Source organism: Pandoraea cepalis (assembly GCF_902459625.1).
GTDB lineage: Bacteria > Pseudomonadota > Gammaproteobacteria > Burkholderiales > Burkholderiaceae > Pandoraea > Pandoraea cepalis.
The window spans coordinates 922,698-936,828 of sequence record NZ_CABPRY010000001.1; the positions used below are offsets into that span (position 1 = coordinate 922,698).

Genomic DNA, 14,131 nt, shown 5'->3' on the forward strand with positions numbered 1-14,131 from the left:
CGTTGGATTTATTGGCGAGCCGTGCGGGCGTTGTCCGGCATCGGCAACGTGAAGTTCGTGCGAAACGGATTGATGTCGAGTCCGCCACGCCGCGTGTAGCGCGCATAGACGGCTAACTGGCTCGGTTGGCACTGGCGCAGGACATCCATGAAGATGCCCTCCACGCATTGCTCGTGAAAACCAGTGTGGCGTCGGTACGAAATCACGTACTTCAGCAGCCCTTCCTGATCGATGGGCGGGCCAACGTAGCGAATCTGCAGACTGCCCCAGTCGGGTTGTCCAGTCACCGGGCAGTTGGACTTGAGCAGATTCGAGACGAGGGTTTCCTCTACGGGCGCTTCACCCTGCGCGGCCTTGAGCAAGGTCGCATCCGGCGAATAGATATCCGTGTCGATATCGAGCCGGTCGACGAGCAGACCGTCGAGTTCGTCGAGTTCGAGCTTGGCGAAGCCGCCCGGCTCGACGAGACGCACCTGCACCGCCGCGCCCGCGGCTTCGGACAAATCCTGCTGAATCAGCGCCCGGGCGGCATCGGCATTCGCCAGCTTGGTCTGGGCGAACGAGCCGAGATACAGCTTGAACGATTTCGACTCGATGATGTTCGGCGAGTCGGCCGGCACGATGGCCGTGAGCAGCGCGATCTGCGGTTTTCCCTTTTCATTGAGCCACGAGAGTTCGTAGCCGTTCCAGATGTCCGCGCCGAAGAACGGCAGGACGTCGGGCACGCCGATGGCCGCGCGCGCCGGGGCGCGGGCGATCGCGAAGAGCAGGGACGGGGCGTATTGCTCGGTGTAGGCAACTTCCTTGCCGAGCGGAGATTGGTCAGGCGTGGTCATGATTGGCTATGCCGCTGATAACGTGTCCGGTCGGGCTCACCCGCGCAGCGGACTCGCAGTGGCGTGTCTGATCGTCAAAGAAGAAATCGGGCTCGAATTCGCGCAGGAACGCGCCTTTGTCGAGCCCACCCAGGAACATCGCTTCGTCGATGTCGATTTTCCAGTCCATCAGCGTCCGGATGGCCCGCTCGTGGGCCGGGGCCGAGCGCGCCGTGACCAGCGCCGTGCGGATTTTGACCGGCACTTCGTGGCCCGCCAGGCTCTGCAGGCGGTGCAGGGCCTGCAACAGCGGCTTGAACGGACCCGGCGGCAGCGGGGTCGCGGCGCGTTCGGTCTCATGCTGCTGGAACGCGTCGAGGCCGTTGCGCTGGAAGACCCGCTCGGCTTCGTCGGAGAAGAGCACGGCGTCGCCGTCGAAGGCGATGCGGATTTCGTCGGGATGCAGCTCGGCCTTTTTCGCCGAGTCGGGATAGACGCGGGCCGAGGGAAAGCCCGCCACCAACGCGCTGCGCACGTCGCGCTCGTTGGCGGAGAGGAACAGGTGCGCGCCCAGCGCATTGAGATAACCGAACGGATCGCGCCCGCGCGTGAACACGCCGCGCTCGATCTTGAGATCGACCTGACGCGCCGAACGAAACACGCGCATGCCGCTCACGGGATCGTTGCGCGAGAGCACGACGACTTCCACGCGGTGGCTGTCGATCTCGTTGCCCTGGTTGAAGGCGAGGAGCTTCTGCACGAGCGGGAAGGCGACGCCGACGCGTGCGGGCACGTCGAGGCGGTCGAGCTGGTACTGCCGGTACGATCGGTCGTCGCCGCCGGCCACCCCGGCCTCGTACACGCGGTTCTCTTCTTCGAAGTCGAACAACGCGCGCGAGGATATCGCGACAACGAGTTTGTTCTCGAGCGTGATCGGCATGGTGGCAGCGAAACTCCTGTCGTGTGGCGGTGAGCGGCGGCGTCGGCCGTATATCGGGGCCGGCTTACGCCAGGAACAGCTTGTAGACCGGGTTGTCGCTCTCGTCCCAGTAAGGATAGCCGAGCGTGGCGAGGAAGTCGCGGAACGCGGCCTTCTCGTTCTCGGGCACCTGGATCCCCACGAGGATATTGCTGTAATCGGCCCCCTGGTTGCGGTAGTGGAACAGGCTGATGTTCCAGTTCGGGCTCATGGCCGAGAGGAATGTCATCAGCGCGCCCGGACGCTCCGGGAACTGGAAGCGGTACAGCACTTCATGGCTGGCGAGTGCGGAGCGGCCACCGACCATGTAGCGGATGTGCTGCTTGGAGAGTTCGTCGTTGGACAGGTCGAGCGTGGGAAAGCCGTGGCGTTCGAAGCCGGCTTTGATGCGCTCGCCTTCGTCGCGGTTGTGCATCTGGATACCCACGAAGATGTGGGCGCTCGACGCTTCGCTGATGCGATAGTTGAACTCGGTCACGTTGCGGTTGCCCACCACTTCGGTGAAGCGCTTGAAGCTGCCGCGCGCTTCGGGAATGGTGACGGCGAACACGGCTTCGCGGGCCTCACCGACTTCGGCACGCTCAGCCACGAAGCGCAGGCGGTCGAAGTTCATGTTGGCGCCGGAGGTGATCGCGACGAGCGTTTCGCCTTTGAGCTTTTCGCGCTCGGTGTAGAGCTTGGCCCCGGCCACGGACAAGGCGCCCGACGGTTCGAGCACGCTGCGGGTGTCCTGGAAGACGTCTTTGATGGCGGCGCAAAGTTGGTCGGTGTCCACGCGCACGACTTCGTCGAGATAGGCCGCGCACAGGCGGAAGGTCTCGGCGCCGACGTATTTGACGGCGGTGCCATCGGCGAAGAGGCCGACGTCGCTCAGCAGGACACGTTCGCCTGCGTGGATCGATTGGGCCATGGCGTCGGAGTCGACGGATTGCACGCCAATGACCTTGATCTCGGGCCGCACGGCCTTGACGTAGGCGGCGACGCCCGCGGCCAGGCCGCCACCACCGATGGGTACGAAGATCGCATGCAGCGGTCCCTGGTGCTGGCGCAGAATTTCCATGGCGATGGTGCCCTGGCCGGCGATGACGTCGGGGTCGTCGAACGGGGGCACGAAGGTCAGGCCGCGCTCTTCTTGCAATGTCATCGCGTGGGCGTAGGCGTCGCTGTAGGAGTCGCCCGCGAGCACGACTTCGACGGCGCGCCCGCCGTGGGTTTTCACGGCTTCGATTTTCACCTGCGGCGTGGTGACGGGCATGACGATGACGGCCTTGCAGCCCAGGCGCGCAGCAGAGAACGCGACGCCTTGCGCGTGATTGCCCGCCGAGGCGGTGAGCACGCCGCGCTCGCGGTCGGCTTCGCTCAGGTTGGCCATCTTGTTGTATGCGCCCCGAATCTTGAAGGAGAACACCGTCTGGTTGTCTTCGCGCTTGAGATAAATTCGATTGTGCAGACGCATGGAGAGCGTGCGTGCGAGTTCGAGTTCGCTTTCTTTGGCGACGTCGTAGACTTTGGCGGTCAGGATCTTCTTCAGATAGTCGGGAGCTGCGTCGGACATGATTTAAGGCGTCTTCAGGTTAGGCACATCGAGGAACGAAAGGACAATGATAGACCAGCACGTCCGCCGGGGCGGTCGCGCTTGGTTTCTCGGGAAAAACGGGAAAGAGAGTGCGCGCCCTAGCGAAGGTCGTCTGGGGTGTCGATGTCGCGCACGATTCCGGCGTCGTCGACATCGACGATCGTAATGTGCCCGCTAATCAACAGGTCGCGCGCGCCGATGTCGCCATCGAGGGCGCTCAGGCGCGGTGTCAGGGCGGAGCCGAACGCGACGGGGTGGCCGCGTTGTCCCTGGTAACTCGGAGCGACGATGGCGTCGGGCGACGTGAGTCCGCCGGCAATCGCGCGAATGGTGTTCGGATGAATGTAGGGCATGTCGGCCAGCGCGATGAGCCAGCCGTCGAGATGTTCGAGCCCCGAGGGCGGCGCTTCGTCGACACCGGACCGGATGCCGGCGGCGAGCGTTGCGCCCATGCCGCGTTGGGTGGCGTGGCTCATGACGACTTCGCAACCGGCTTGCAGCAGCACGCTCTCCAACTCGGCGGAGTCCGGGCGCACGACCGCGATGACGCGCGGCAATACGGCCAGCAGCGCGTGGGCGCTGGCAAGGGCAACGGGTCGGTTCAGGGGATCGCCAGGCAGCGGCGCGAGCAGCTTGTTCCTGCGCCCCGCCGCATCGAAGCGGGTACCGAGTCCGCCTGCCAGTAGAATGGCCACGGGCGGCGTCGAGGGTCGGGTCATGGTCGTGCATTATGCGCCAGACTTTTCGTTTCTGCCAAACGTGTGTGCGTACCCGTCGTGCGGGATGTCCCGACCGTCCGGTCGGTCATGGTGGCAGCGTTACCCGCTTTTCTCAGCCGTTTTTGTCTTTTCCCGGAGTTGCATGGAGTCGTTCATCACCTGGCTGCTCGGCGTGCTGGCCCTGCCCGGCGTCGGCTTGCCGGCCATTTTCCTGGTGTCGTTTCTGTCGGCCACACTTCTGCCCATGGGCTCGGAGCCCGCGCTGTTCGGCTATGTGACGCTCAATCCGCATATGTTCTGGCCCGCCATCGTCGTGGCGAGCGTGGGCAATACCGCGGGCGGCATGCTCGACTGGTGGATGGGCTTCGCCGCTCGACGCGGCTTCGTTCGCCTGAAAGCCCGCCGGCGCGCTCACGCCCGTACCGCCGTACTCGCGGGCGGCTCGATTCCGGAACCCTCCGGCGGGAAGCGGCCCAACGGACAAGCCCCGATGAGCGAGCGTTATCACCGCTGGATGCGCCGCTTCGGCCCACCCCTGCTCCTGCTCTCCTGGCTTCCCGTGGTCGGCGACCCGCTCTGTACCCTCGCCGGATGGCTGCGACTCTCCTGGCGCGAATGCCTCTTCTATATCGCCGTCGGCAAGACGCTTCGCTATGTCGCCGTCACGTTTCTGATGCTGCGCGTGCCCGAGTCGTTTTGGCACGGCATCTTTGCGCCCTTTAAACACCTGCTCATTGGCTGACGACCGGGCTGACGCCCGGACCGACACGCACACACCGGTGGTCATGCCCCGCGCTTCCTTCTTCCTATGCCCGAGAGGCCGGACCGGGGCCCCTTTCCGCCTCTCAGACATAAACCCAACTCGCTGCAGAAAGGGGCCCCGGTCCGGCCAACCGTCACGCTGTCCCAAGCCCAACCCGCCCGACGTGCGCTTGCGCTACGCCTTGCCTCCTTTTCCGTTACGCCTTCGTCAGGTCGAACGGCAACGCCCGCAGCCGCTTGCCCGTCAACGCAAATATCGCGTTCGCATACGCCGGCGCCAACGGCGGCAACCCCGGCTCTCCCATCCCCGTCGGTGCATCCCCCGAACCCACAATGTGCACACTGATGGCCGGCATGTCGGGCAAACGCGCCACCATGTATTGATGGAAGTTGCTCTGCTCAACTTCTCCATCCTTCATCGTGATCGCCGCGCCCGGTATCGTCATCCCCAATCCCATCAAGGCCGCTCCCTCGACCTGCGCCGCCACCGTCAACGGGTTGACCGCGAAATTGCAATGCACCCCCGCCGTCACGCTCACCAAACGCGGTGAATCATTGTGCATCTCAGCCACTACGACGTACGCCACCACGGAATCAAACGACTCATGCACCGCCACACCCCACGCCTGGCCCGACGGTAATGGCGTCTTTCCATAGCCGGAACGTTCAACCGCCAACGCCAGCGCCTCCCGGTGCCGAGGATGCTTATCTCCCATCAGCCCGTAGCGATACGCCACCGGGTCCTGACCCGCTTCCTTCGATAATTCGTCTATCAATGTTTCCATGACGTACGCCGTATGCGTGTTGCCCACGGACCGCCACCACAGCACCGGCACATTGACCTGTGGACTGTGCAAGGTGAGCCGCAACGGCACCGCATATGGGGTGCCCGCAACGCCCTCGACGCTGGTGCCGTCGATGCCGTTCTTGACCATCATCTTTTCGAACGGCGTGCCCTGCAAAATCGACTGACCCACGATGGTGTGATCCCACGCCAGCACGTTGCCCTTGGCATCCAGGCCGATCTCGGCACGATGGACGTACATCGGACGGTAGTAGCCGCCATGGATGTCGTCTTCCCGGCTCCAGATCACTTTCACCGGCTCACGATGCCCCGCACGCCGCCACGCTTTCGCCACCTGGGCCGCCTCGACCCCATAGTCGGACGTCGGCACCGCGCGGCGGCCAAATCCGCCGCCCGCCATGAGCGTGTGCAGTTTGACCTGCTCGGGCTTGAGGTCGAGCGTGCGCGCAATGGCGGCCTGGTCGACAGTCTGGAACTGTGTGCCGGTCCACACTTGCGCGCCCTTGTCGGTAAGCTGCACGGTGCAGTTGAGCGGCTCCATCGGCGCATGCGCCAGGTAGGGGAAATGGTATTCGGCGACGAGGGTCTTGGGCGCACCCTTGAGCTTGGAGATGTCCGCGTCGATCGCGACCGTGCCCGGGGTCTTGGCCATTTCCACGTATTTGGCCAGTTGCGCGGTCGTGTCGACATGCTCGACGCCCGTCGTGTCCCACGTGGCCTTGAGCGCGTCGCGCCCGGTCTTGGCCTGCCAGTAGCCATCGGCAATGACGGCCACGGCAGTGCCGCCTCGATCGTCCGGAATTTCAAGGACATCGCGCACGCCCTTGACCGCCCGCGCAGCTTTGGCGTCGAACTGCTTCACTTTGGCACCGAACACGGGCGGGCGAGCAACGACGGCAACTTTCAGGTTCGGTAGCTTGAAGTCCATGCCGTACATCGGCACGCCCATGGACTTGGCCCGCGCGTCGAGCCGTCCCGTCGGCTTGCCAAGCAGGCGAAACGCCGAAGGTTCCTTGAGCGCGACATCGGCCGGCACCGGCTGCGCCTGCGCGCGGGCGGCAAGACTGCCGTACGTGGCGCGCTGGCCGTTCGGGCCGAGCACGACGCCGTTCTCGGTACGCAACTGCGCCGCCGGTACTTTCCACTGTTGCGCCGCGGCCGCGATGAGCATGGCCCGCGCAGATGCGCCAATGCGCCGGTATTGCAGCCACGAATGCGCGACGGAGCCCGAGCCCCCCGTCATCTGGATGCCGAACACGGGGTCTTTGTAGACGTCGGCCGCCGGCGCCAGCTCGCTGCGCACTTTGGCCCAGTCGCAATCGAGTTCTTCGGCGACGAGCATGGGCAGCGCCGTCTGTACGCCTTGTCCGAAATCGAGGCGGTTGACCTGGATGGTGACGGTGTCGTCCGGGGCAATGCGTACGAAGGCCGAGGGCACGACCGGCGTGGCGGCCGCGCCCTGGGCGCTGGCTGTTCGCATGGCGCCGGGCAGCGACATTTCGAGCATGAGACCACCGGCCGCAAGCGCCGAGGTCTTGAGAAATACTCGGCGCGTCAGGCCGGTGAAGTCGCCCACGGCGACGCCAGGGCGCGGGGAAAAGCGAAGTTCACGCATGCGTATCTCCTCGCTTCAGGCCAGTGACGCCGCAGCGTCTTTGATCGCCGCACGAATGCGGGCGTAGGTGCCGCAACGGCAGATGTTGCCGGACATGGCGGCGTCGATCTGTTCGTCGTTGGGCTGTTTGTTCTCGCGCAGCAAGGCCGTGGCGGACATGATCTGGCCGCTCTGGCAGTAGCCGCACTGGGGCACGTCGTGCTTGACCCAGGCGTTCTGCACAGCACGCCCGACGGCGTCCGCCCCGACGTTTTCAATGGTGGTGATGGCCTTTCCCGCGACGGCGGAGACCGGGGTGACGCAGCTTCGGATGGGCGCGCCGTCGAGATGCACGGTGCACGCGCCGCACAGCGCCATGCCGCAACCGAACTTGGTGCCGGTCATGTTGAGCGCGTCGCGCAGGGTCCAGAGCAGGGGAGTGGCCGGGTCGACATCGACCTGCACGGCACGGCCGTTCAGTTGAAACGAGACCATAGAGACACCTCTTGACGGGTGGAGAGACTGGGGATCGGCAAAACATACTCCCATTCGGTGAAAGTTTCAGCGCAGGCGTGTGTCATAAGTCGTTGTATCCATTCGGATATAGCGACCAGCAAGAAGGGCGGCGATACGGTGGGAATGCGAACGGGCCGGCGCTCGTGTAGGGGCGGTCAACGCGGCAGTGAACGCGCCGGCGCGTCGGGAAGGAGGGGAATCTCGCGCCTCGCGGCGAATTCGGCACGGCGCCGACGTGTTGCGGTGCAATGAAGTACAATTCTGGCTACATTCCCCTACCAACCTGTTCCCAAGCCGGAAGAAAGATCTGGGCATGCGCACGAACTGCCTCACCCCCCTGTGTTTCCACGCGATGATCGGACACGATTCGTCATCGACGTCTTCGCACGGCAGTCGTCGATCTCGTTGACCGCAGATCGTCTGTTGCCGGCCCGCGCGCACCCGTCGCGCCTGCCGCCGGCATCCATTGCGCTTACCCGATTTTGACTTTCGGCGCGTCTCGCGAGACGAACGCCGACGGCGGATGCACCGCCGCATTGACGAGCCCGACAAGATGAACGCACCCTTGCCCGCCTTCGAGCCGCACGACGCCAAGCATGCACTCGCCGCCCAGCCGCCGCGACTGCGCGAGATTCCCTACAACTACACGTCGTTTTCGGACCGCGAAATCGTCATGCGCCTGCTGGGCGCCGACGCCTGGCACATCCTCGACGAACTCCGCGCGGAGCGCCGCACCGGCCGCTCGGCCCGCATGCTCTACGAGGTACTCGGCGATATCTGGGTGGTTCGCCGCAATCCCTATCTGCAGGACGACCTGCTCGATAATCCGAAGCGCCGCAAGCTGCTGATCGACGCGCTGGACCATCGTCTGAACGAGATCGACAAGCGTCGCCGCGCGGATGTGGCCGCGAACGCCGATGCGAATGGCCGCGAACGCGCCGCCCGTGTGGAGCAACTGGAGGTGGCGGCACGCCGTGCCGTGGCGGACTTCGCCGAGGAGTTCGCGAAGATGGCCGAGCTGCGCCGTCGCGCGAAGAAGGTGCTGGGCCGCACGACCGCCCACGACAACATCAAGTTCGACGGTCTGTCGCGCGTCTCGCATGTGACGGACGCGACGGACTGGCGCGTGGAGTATCCGTTCGTCGTGCTCACCCCGGACAGCGAAGCCGAAATGGCGGCGCTGGTGAAGGGGTGCTTCGAGTTGGGACTGACGGTCATTCCGCGCGGAGGCGGCACCGGCTACACGGGGGGCGCGATTCCGCTCACGCCGTTCTCGGCCGTGATCAATACGGAAAAGCTCGAGCAGCTCGATGAGGTCGAGTACTCGGCGCTGCCGGGTGTCGACGAGCCGGTGCCGACGATTTTCTCGGGCGCGGGCGTGGTGACGCGTCGTGTGGCCGAGGCCGCCGAGCGCGCTGGCCTGGTGTTCGCGGTCGACCCGACGTCGATCGACGCATCGTGCATCGGTGGCAACGTGGCGATGAACGCCGGCGGCAAGAAGGCCGTGCTGTGGGGCACCGCGCTCGATAACCTCGCGTGGTGGCGCATGGTCGACCCGCAGGGCAATTGGCTCGAGGTCACCCGTCTCGATCACAATCTCGGCAAGATTCACGACATTCCGGTCGCCCGCTTCGAATTGACGTGGTTCGACGGCAATTACGCGCCGGGCGCCGTGCTGCTCAAGACGGAAAAGCTGGACATCGAAGGCAAGCGTTTTCGTAAGGAAGGGCTTGGCAAGGATGTCACGGACAAGTTCCTCGCCGGTCTGCCGGGCATTCAGAAGGAAGGCTGCGACGGTCTGATCACGAGCGCGCGCTGGATTCTGCACAAGATGCCCGCGCACACGCGCACGGTGTGTCTGGAGTTCTTCGGCCAGGCAAAGGAAGCGATTCCGAGCATCGTCGAGATCAAGGACTACATGTTCGCGCAGACGGCGGCCGGCGGCGCGATTCTGGCGGGCCTGGAGCATCTGGACGAACGCTATCTGCGCGCCGTGGGCTATGCCACGAAGTCGAAGCGCAATGCGTTCCCGAAGATGGTGCTGATCGGCGATATCGTTGGCGACGACGACAACGCCGTCGCACAGGCGACGTCGGAAGTGATTCGCATGGCCAACGGCAAGAGCGGCGAAGGCTTCGTCGCGGTGTCGGCCGAAGCTCGCAAAAAGTTCTGGCTCGACCGTTCGCGTACCGCCGCCATCGCGCGCCACACCAACGCCTTCAAGATCAATGAAGACGTGGTGATTCCGCTGCCGCGCATGGGCGAGTACACGGATCACATCGAACGCATCAACATCGAGCTGTCGCTCAAGAACAAGCTGCAACTGGTCGATGCGCTTGAAGCCTTCTTCGACGCCGGCAATCTGCCGCTGGGCAAGACCGACGACGCCAACGAGATTCCGTCGGCCGAACTGCTGGAAGATCGCGTGCAAACGGCACTCACGCTGCTGCGCGACGTGCGCGCGCGCTGGGTGTTTTTGCGCGATCATTTCGAGCTGCCGCTGGCCGAGGCGATTCCGCTGCTCAACCGTCACGGCATTCGCGACCTTAATGTGGCGCTCAATGATCGCCTGAACGCGCAGCCGCAGACGCGTCTCATCGATCTGCTGCAGGATCGTACGGTGCGTGTGTCGTGGAAGCAGGAGATCCGCGCCGAACTGCGTCAGATTTTCACGGGCGGCGAGTTCACGCCGATCCTCGACGAAGCACAAGCGATTCACAAGCGCGTGCTGCACGGCCGCGTGTTCGTCGCGCTGCACATGCACGCCGGCGATGGCAATGTGCACACGAACATCCCGGTGAACTCGGATAACTACGAGATGCTCCAGGATGCGCACAAGGCGGTGGCACGCATCATGGCCATCGCCCGTTCGCTCGATGGCGTGATCTCGGGCGAACACGGTATCGGCATCACCAAGCTGGAGTTCCTGACGGAGGCCGAGATCGGCGAATTCCGCGCGTACAAGCAACGCGTGGACCCGGAAGGACGCTTCAACAAGGGCAAGCTGCTCGATATGCCGGATCTGCCCGCCGACCTGCGCAATGCCTATACGCCCAGCTTCGGGCTGATGGGGTATGAGTCGCTGATCATGCAGCAGTCGGATATCGGCGCGATCGCGGACAGCGTGAAGGACTGCCTGCGCTGCGGCAAGTGCAAGCCGGTGTGCGCCACGCACGTGCCGCGCGCGAACCTGCTTTACAGCCCGCGCAACAAGATTCTCGCAACGTCGCTGCTCATCGAGGCGTTTCTGTACGAAGAGCAAACGCGCCGCGGGGTGTCGATCAAGCACTGGGACGAGTTCAACGACGTGGCCGATCACTGCACGGTCTGCCACAAGTGCGTGACGCCGTGTCCGGTGAAGATCGACTTCGGCGACGTGACGATGAACATGCGCAACCTGCTGCGCAAGATGGGCAAGAAGAAGTTCAACCCGGGCGCCGCTGCGGGGATGTTCTTCCTGAACGCTACGAACCCGGAGACGATTAACATCACTCGCAAGGTGATGATCGAGTGGGGCTACAAGGCACAGCGTTTCGGCGCGGATATCTTCAAGAAGCTCGCGAAGAAGCAGACGGCGCGTCCGCCTGCGACGGTGGGCAAGCCGCCGCTGCGCGAGGAAGTGATCCACTTCGTCAACAAGAAGATGCCGGGCAACCTGCCGAAGAAGACGGCGCGCGCACTGCTCGACATCGAAGACAACAAGGTCGTGCCGATCATTCGCAATCCGAAGACCACCACGGTCGATTCGGAAGCGGTGTTCTATTTCCCGGGCTGCGGCTCGGAACGCCTGTTCTCGCAGGTCGGGCTCGCCACGCAGGCGATGCTCTGGCATGTGGGCGTGCAGACGGTGCTGCCGCCGGGCTATCTGTGCTGCGGGTATCCGCAGCGCGGCTCGGGGCAGGGCGAGAAGGCCGAGAAGATCGTGACGGACAATCGCGTGCTGTTCCACCGCATGGCGAACACGCTGAACTATCTCGATATCAAGACCGTGGTCGTGTCGTGCGGCACTTGTTACGACCAGCTCGCGGGCTATGAATTCGAGAAGATCTTCCCGGGCTGCCGTATCGTCGACATCCACGAATACCTGCTCGAGAAGGACGTGAAGCTTGAAGGCGTGAACGGTACGCGCTACATGTATCACGACCCGTGCCACACGCCGATCAAGACGATGGACCCGGTCAAGCTCGTGAACCAGTTGATGGGCAGCGAGCACGACGGCTACAAGATCGAGAAGAACGACCGGTGCTGCGGTGAGTCGGGCACGCTGGCGGTTACGCGTCCGGACATCTCGACGCAGATCCGCTTCCGCAAGGAAGAGGAGATGCGCAAGGGCGCGGCGAAGCTGCGCGCGGACGGCAAGGTCCAGGACGTCAAGATTCTGACGAGCTGCCCGTCGTGCCTGCAAGGGCTGTCGCGCTATAACGACGACGCCGACATCACGGCGGACTATATCGTCGTGGAAATCGCCAAGCACGTGCTGGGCGATGAGTGGCTGGTGGACTATGTCAAGGATGCGAACCACGGCGGCATCGAACGCGTGCTGGTCTGATGGCCCGCTCGGGGACGCGGCCGATGCCTGACCGACGGACCATGGAGGCGGCATGGGCGTAGTCCTCACCGCGCTGATCCTGCTGTTTGTGGTGGCGCTGACCGGCGTGCTGGTCAGCTACGTCAAAGTCCTGCCGGTGCCGATCGTGCAGATCGCCGTGGGCGCCGCGCTCGCTTTTCCGGGCGCGGGGCTGCACATCGATCTCGACCCCGAGATTTTCTTCCTGCTGTTCATCCCGCCGCTGCTCTTCGCCGACGGCTGGCGCATGCCCAAACGCGAGTTCTGGCACCTGCGCGTGCCGATCGTCGCGATGGCGCTCGGCCTGGTGATCTTCACGGTGCTCGGCGTGGGCTATTTCATCCACTGGATGATTCCGTCGATTCCGCTCGCCGTGGCATTCGCGCTCGGCGGCGTGCTCTCGCCGACCGATGCCGTGGCCGTCTCCGCCATCACCGCACGCCTGCGGATGCCCACGCGACTCATGCACGTGCTCGAAGGCGAGGCGATGATGAACGATGCGTCGGGCCTGGTCGCGTTCAAGTTCGCCATCGTGGCCGCGACCACGGGACTCTTTTCGATCGGTAACGCCACGTTCTCGTTTTTCGTCATCGCGCTGGGCGGCCTGCTCGCCGGCTGGGCCGTGACGTGGCTGTTCACGCAGTTCCATCGACGCGTGATGGCGGCGTCCACCGAAGAGCCGGCGACGCTCGTGCTGCTGCTGTTGCTCATGCCGTTTGCGGCCTATCTGCTGGCCGAACATTTCGGCTTCTCGGGCATTCTCGCGGCCGTGGCCGCCGGCATGACGGTCAGCTCGACCGATCTGCTCAATACCCGCACCGCCACCCGCATTCTCGGTAACGGGGTGTGGTCGATGCTCGAATTCGTGTTCAATGGCGCAGTGTTCGTGCTGCTCGGCCTGCAATTGCCTGACATTGTGCGTGCCGCGTTGCGGCCCGGCGAGCCGCATTGGGGAACGCTGCTCAATCTCGGCGAACTGATGGCCTACGTCGGCGCGATTTCGGCGGTGCTCATCGTGCTGCGCTTCTGCTGGGTGTGGGTGGCGTGGCGCGTGATGTATTTTCTCGGTATGCGACGTGGCGAAATCACAATGAAGCCCGGCATGCGCTTCACTGGCGTGACGGCCCTCTCGGGCGTGCGCGGCGCGGTGACGCTGGCCGGTGCGCTCTCGGTGCCGCTGGCCCTGCCGGGCGGCGCGCCGTTTCCGGGACGCGATCTGCTGATTTTCCTGGCCGCTGGCGTGATTCTGCTCTCGCTTGTCGGCGGCAGCCTCGGTTTGCCGTTCCTGCTGCGCGGCGTGCGCTGGCCGGTCGAAGACCCGCGCAATCGTGAGATGGGCGAGGCGCGCCTCGCGGCGTCGGAGGCGGCGATCCGCACCGTTGAATCGCTGCAAAAAGTCATTGCGAAGTCGGGCGACGAACTCGACACTGCCGTGTGCGCCGAAGCGGCCGCGCGGGTGATGGGGCGGTATCGCCGCACGCTCAACGCGTCGAACGCTACCGACGACGAGATGCGCGTGCGCGCGGTGCGTGAGGTCGAAGTCGAACGCCGGCTGCGCGCCGCCGCCCTGCAGGCCGAGCGCGGGGAACTGTCGCGTCTGCGCATGGCGCACCGCATCAACGACGAGACGCTGCGCGAACTGATCAGCGAGATTGACTTCGCAGAACTTGCGCTCGGCCCGGTCGACCCGGCCACCGGCAAACGTTACAAGCGCAACAAGCATTGAGAGCACTGACAGCACTGGCCTGAATCGTCTGCGGCGCACACGGAGAGGGCAGGGCAAACGAGGGAAAACGCA

General features: G+C 64.5%; 9 protein-coding genes. 3 read left to right on the forward strand and 6 right to left on the reverse strand.

The genetic code is table 11. The features are described from left to right. Positions 1 to 8 precede the first annotated feature (8 nt). The 4 genes from queF to PCE31107_RS04225 form a co-directional block, all read right to left on the reverse strand. Positions 9 to 836: an NADPH-dependent 7-cyano-7-deazaguanine reductase QueF gene (gene queF / locus PCE31107_RS04210; protein WP_150606682.1), complete on the reverse strand. Its 828-nt coding sequence runs from the start codon at positions 834 to 836 to the stop codon at positions 9 to 11. Beyond that, complete coding sequence (locus tag PCE31107_RS04215; protein WP_130024935.1) at positions 823 to 1,755, reverse strand: 5'-nucleotidase; 933 nt, start codon at positions 1,753 to 1,755, stop codon at positions 823 to 825. Before PCE31107_RS04215 ends, queF begins: the two co-directional genes overlap by 14 nt. 64 nt (positions 1,756 to 1,819) lie before the next feature. Then, complete coding sequence (gene ilvA, locus PCE31107_RS04220; RefSeq protein ID WP_130024936.1) at positions 1,820 to 3,349, reverse strand: threonine ammonia-lyase, biosynthetic; 1,530 nt, start codon at positions 3,347 to 3,349, stop codon at positions 1,820 to 1,822. 119 nt (positions 3,350 to 3,468) lie between these two features. Then, positions 3,469 to 4,089, reverse strand: a complete 621-nt coding sequence (locus tag PCE31107_RS04225) for a nucleotidyltransferase family protein (protein ID WP_017235558.1) — start codon at positions 4,087 to 4,089, stop codon at positions 3,469 to 3,471. A gap of 142 nt (positions 4,090 to 4,231) precedes the next feature. Here PCE31107_RS04225 and PCE31107_RS04230 point away from each other — a divergent pair, with 142 nt between their 5' ends. Further along, a complete protein-coding gene (locus PCE31107_RS04230) occupies positions 4,232 to 4,831 on the forward strand; it encodes a YqaA family protein (protein ID WP_150606684.1) in 600 nt (199 codons plus the stop codon). A gap of 217 nt (positions 4,832 to 5,048) precedes the next feature. On the opposite strand, the gene PCE31107_RS04235 is transcribed toward PCE31107_RS04230, so the two are convergent. Together PCE31107_RS04235 and PCE31107_RS04240 are read right to left on the reverse strand one after the other, a co-directional pair. After that, a complete protein-coding gene (locus PCE31107_RS04235; RefSeq protein WP_246181704.1) occupies positions 5,049 to 7,271 on the reverse strand; it encodes a xanthine dehydrogenase family protein molybdopterin-binding subunit in 2,223 nt (740 codons plus the stop codon). Between the two features lie 15 nt (positions 7,272 to 7,286). Continuing rightward, positions 7,287 to 7,745 (reverse strand): (2Fe-2S)-binding protein, encoded by a 459-nt coding sequence (locus tag PCE31107_RS04240; RefSeq protein ID WP_150606686.1) that lies wholly within the window; start codon positions 7,743 to 7,745, stop codon positions 7,287 to 7,289. Between the two features lie 574 nt (positions 7,746 to 8,319). On the opposite strand from PCE31107_RS04240, the gene PCE31107_RS04245 reads away from it, so the two are divergent. Together PCE31107_RS04245 and PCE31107_RS04250 are read left to right on the forward strand one after the other, a co-directional pair. Next, complete coding sequence (locus tag PCE31107_RS04245; protein WP_150606688.1) at positions 8,320 to 12,315, forward strand: DUF3683 domain-containing protein; 3,996 nt, start codon at positions 8,320 to 8,322, stop codon at positions 12,313 to 12,315. Between the two features lie 52 nt (positions 12,316 to 12,367). Beyond that, on the forward strand, positions 12,368 to 14,059 hold the full coding sequence (locus PCE31107_RS04250) for a Na+/H+ antiporter (RefSeq protein ID WP_150606690.1): 1,692 nt from the start codon (positions 12,368 to 12,370) through the stop codon (positions 14,057 to 14,059). Positions 14,060 to 14,131: the final 72 nt, after the last annotated feature.

Excerpts from the sequence above, each read along its gene's own strand:
- PCE31107_RS04230 (WP_150606684.1), top strand. The coding sequence starts at position 4,232 with ATGGAGTCGTTCATCACCTGGCTGCTCGGCGTGCTGGCCCTGCCCGGC.
- PCE31107_RS04245 (WP_150606688.1), top strand. The coding sequence starts at position 8,320 with ATGAACGCACCCTTGCCCGCCTTCGAGCCGCACGACGCCAAGCATGCA.
- queF (WP_150606682.1), bottom strand. The coding sequence starts at position 836 with ATGACCACGCCTGACCAATCTCCGCTCGGCAAGGAAGTTGCCTACACC.
- PCE31107_RS04250 (WP_150606690.1), top strand. The coding sequence starts at position 12,368 with ATGGGCGTAGTCCTCACCGCGCTGATCCTGCTGTTTGTGGTGGCGCTG.
- PCE31107_RS04240 (WP_150606686.1), bottom strand. The coding sequence starts at position 7,745 with ATGGTCTCGTTTCAACTGAACGGCCGTGCCGTGCAGGTCGATGTCGAC.
- PCE31107_RS04215 (WP_130024935.1), bottom strand. The coding sequence starts at position 1,755 with ATGCCGATCACGCTCGAGAACAAACTCGTTGTCGCGATATCCTCGCGC.
- PCE31107_RS04225 (WP_017235558.1), bottom strand. The coding sequence starts at position 4,089 with ATGACCCGACCCTCGACGCCGCCCGTGGCCATTCTACTGGCAGGCGGA.
- ilvA (WP_130024936.1), bottom strand. The coding sequence starts at position 3,349 with ATGTCCGACGCAGCTCCCGACTATCTGAAGAAGATCCTGACCGCCAAA.
- PCE31107_RS04235 (WP_246181704.1), bottom strand. The coding sequence starts at position 7,271 with ATGCGTGAACTTCGCTTTTCCCCGCGCCCTGGCGTCGCCGTGGGCGAC.